Below are 2,812 nucleotides of genomic sequence, written 5' to 3'. Positions count from 1 at the left end.
ATTGTTTCTTTAATTTGGTCAAGTGATACTTGTGCATCATCAAAAGCAACATCAACTAAACCTTCTGCTAAATTTACTTTAACTTGTTCAACACCAGCTAAGGCACCAACACTTTTTTCAACGGCATTTACACAATGGCCACATGACATTCCTTGTACATTTAACGATACGTTTTGCATATTAAATCTCTCCTTATAAATATTTTTTGTCATCTATTTTTTCATTAACTTTTGAATCGTTACTACTAATTCATCCAAAACCGCATCATCGCCTTCTGATAGACGATCCACAACACAACCCTTTAAATGACCTTCTAATAAAATTTTCGCTACACTATTTAAAGCAGACTGTGTAGCAGACAGCTGCGTAATTATATCATCACAGTAAACGTCTTTTTCGATCATTCCCTTAATACCACGGATTTGACCTTCAATACGGTTTAAACGAGTTGTCAAATCCTTTTTCACACGCTCAGGGTGATGGCTTTTTCGACAAGACATAGCTCCCTCAGTATGACAAGCATCCTCTTTTACTGTTTCCTCCATTCACTACACCTCCTATTTCACTTTTATAATACTATACCCTCGAAGGGTATGCAAGTCGTAAATTTTTTTTTATTCATGATGATGCTCATGAACATTATTCAACTGACATAAGATTGAATTTTCATGTTGATGGGAAGCCGTTTCTAATTGAATGGTTACATGCTTGATGCCCTTATGCTCAAGATTATGTTCAATTTTCCGTAAGATATGCTCACTATCCGCAATTTTTAAGTGTTCATTTACAACTGCATGACAGGACAATGCATTGGTTCCACTAGTAATTGTCCATATGTGTAAATCATGAATGCTTTCTATTCCCTCAGTCTGTTCAATTAATTGAATAATCCCCTGAACATCCACATTTGTTGGTGTTCCTTCCATTAAGACGTGGATAGCAGCTTTTGTAACATAGTAGCCACTTCTTACTACTAATAAAGCAACAACAACACTCGCTAGAGGATCAGCCCATCCCCAACCAAAAAACATAATTAATAACGCTGCTACAATAGCCCCTACAGATCCAAGCATATCACTAAGTACATGTAAAAAAGCTCCACGCATATTTAAATTGTCCTTTGTATCACTACCACGCATCATAATCCATGCAACTAAAATGTTAATCAATAGACCAATTGAACTAATAATAAGCATACCTGTAGTAGCCACTTCAGGCGGATTTGCAAATCGTTCGATCGCTTCATAGAAAATAAATAATGCTATCCCAATCAATGTAACGCCATTTAAAACCGCAGCTAATATTTCGAAACGCTTATATCCATAAGTTTTAGTATAGCTAGCAGCCTTTTCCCCAAATATAAAAGCTAACATCGCAATACCTAAAGAAATTGAATCGCTAAACATGTGTCCTGCATCTGATAAAAGGGCTAAGCTATTGGTTACAAATCCTCCAATTGCCTCCACTATCATATACCCTGTAATAATAATAAACGACAGTAATAACACTTTTTTATTTGCACCATGCGTGTGATCATGGCTATGGTCGTGTTGATGTCCCATTTTTATTCCTCCATTTCATTTAATTGTGGGCCGCATGCTCAATAGCTTGCTTTAATAAAGTCATTATGTGGTCATCATCCTTAGAATAATAGATCGTTGTTCCTTCTCTTCTGGATTTCACCAATCGTAAATTTTTTAGAAAACGTAATTGGTGCGAAACTGTTGATTGCCCTAAATCTAAAATGTCTGCAATATCATTGACGGAATGTTCATCTGTGCATAGTAAATTTAAAATGCGAATTCGGGTCGGATCACTTAATGCTTTAAAGGTTTGAGATACCATAAATAGTGTTTCTTCATCTAAATGCTGATCAGCGTTTTTTTGAACTTCTGAACTTGTTAATTTTTCATCCATAAAAGTTTACCCCTTTTTTAAATATTTATATATGAGCATGTGTTCATATATAAATATATATGGATATTATAGGAATGTCAATAATCAATTATGACTCAGCATAATTGCGCTGGAGTCTACTTTGTGCTTACATAAAGAACTCCTTTCCGATTCCATGACATCCGCTGGAACTTTAACTTCTTTCAGCGCGTGTTTGGACACCCGCTGAAAGAAGTTAAAAGTAGCAATTACCAATTAAGCAGGATAAACTACTTTTAAGGAGAGATATTTAGTGGATATTTTTGAAACAGATCGTCTATTTATGAAACAAGCATTAGAAGAAGCAAAACAGGCCGCCGCACTTGGAGAAGTGCCTATTGGCGCAATTCTTGTGTATAAAGGAAAAATTATAGCAAGGGCACATAATTTAAGGGAAACAACTCAAAATGCAACAACACATGCTGAGCTTTTGGCAATTCAAGAGGGCTGCAATAAAGTAGGAAGTTGGCGCCTCGAGGAAACTACTCTTTATGTTACACTGGAACCTTGCCCTATGTGCGCAGGTGCAATCTTGCAATCCCGTGTACCGCGTGTCGTCTATGGTGCAAGAGATATCAAAGCAGGCTGTGTAGATTCACTCTATCATTTATTAAACGATGCACGCTTTAACCATGAATGCGAAGTATCTGAAGGAATTTTAGCAGATGAATGTGGACAAATCTTAACCGATTTTTTCCGAACTTTACGTGAACGAAAGAAAGCAGAGAAAAAGGCACGACAAGCAGGAATCGCTGAAAAAGAAGAACCTAATTAAAAAAATTTATAAAAAGAAAAAAGAAGGCGTCTTTGATTGAACTGACCCCTTCGGGTTAGACAAAACAAAAAAGCATCTTCAATTGAATTTAGGGTAATGTAT

Annotated in this window: 5 protein-coding genes; 1 reads left to right on the top strand and 4 read right to left on the bottom strand. The window is 36.2% G+C overall.

Features of this window, described 5'->3' with window-relative positions:
* From AO843_RS22980 to AO843_RS22965, 4 genes are all read right to left on the bottom strand, one after another.
* On the bottom strand, positions 1-179 hold a 179-nt coding region (locus tag AO843_RS22980; protein ID WP_054613392.1), incomplete at its 3' end, for a copper ion binding protein.
* 33 nt (positions 180-212) lie between these two features.
* On the bottom strand, positions 213-545 hold the full coding sequence (locus AO843_RS22975) for a metal-sensitive transcriptional regulator (RefSeq protein WP_054613378.1): 333 nt from the start codon (positions 543-545) through the stop codon (positions 213-215).
* Between the two features lie 69 nt (positions 546-614).
* Positions 615-1,562, bottom strand: a complete 948-nt coding sequence (locus tag AO843_RS22970; RefSeq protein ID WP_054613377.1) for a cation diffusion facilitator family transporter — start codon at positions 1,560-1,562, stop codon at positions 615-617.
* A gap of 19 nt (positions 1,563-1,581) precedes the next feature.
* On the bottom strand, positions 1,582-1,917 hold the full coding sequence (locus tag AO843_RS22965) for an ArsR/SmtB family transcription factor (RefSeq protein WP_054613376.1): 336 nt from the start codon (positions 1,915-1,917) through the stop codon (positions 1,582-1,584).
* Positions 1,918-2,188: 271 nt separating this feature from the next.
* Here AO843_RS22965 and tadA point away from each other — a divergent pair, with 271 nt between their 5' ends.
* A complete protein-coding gene (gene tadA / locus AO843_RS22960) occupies positions 2,189-2,710 on the top strand; it encodes a tRNA adenosine(34) deaminase TadA (RefSeq protein WP_156314026.1) in 522 nt (173 codons plus the stop codon).
* Positions 2,711-2,812: the final 102 nt, after the last annotated feature.

This window comes from Lysinibacillus sp. ZYM-1 (assembly GCF_001308875.1).
In the GTDB taxonomy this organism is placed as follows: Bacteria; Bacillota; Bacilli; order Bacillales_A; family Planococcaceae; genus Lysinibacillus.
This window is presented reverse-complemented; position numbering and strand designations above follow the sequence as displayed.

What these genes read in the sequence shown, in the direction of transcription:
- AO843_RS22970 (WP_054613377.1), bottom strand. Translation starts at nt 1,562, where the DNA reads ATGGGACATCAACACGACCATAGCCATGATCACACGCATGGTGCAAAT.
- AO843_RS22965 (WP_054613376.1), bottom strand. Translation starts at nt 1,917, where the DNA reads ATGGATGAAAAATTAACAAGTTCAGAAGTTCAAAAAAACGCTGATCAG.
- AO843_RS22975 (WP_054613378.1), bottom strand. Translation starts at nt 545, where the DNA reads ATGGAGGAAACAGTAAAAGAGGATGCTTGTCATACTGAGGGAGCTATG.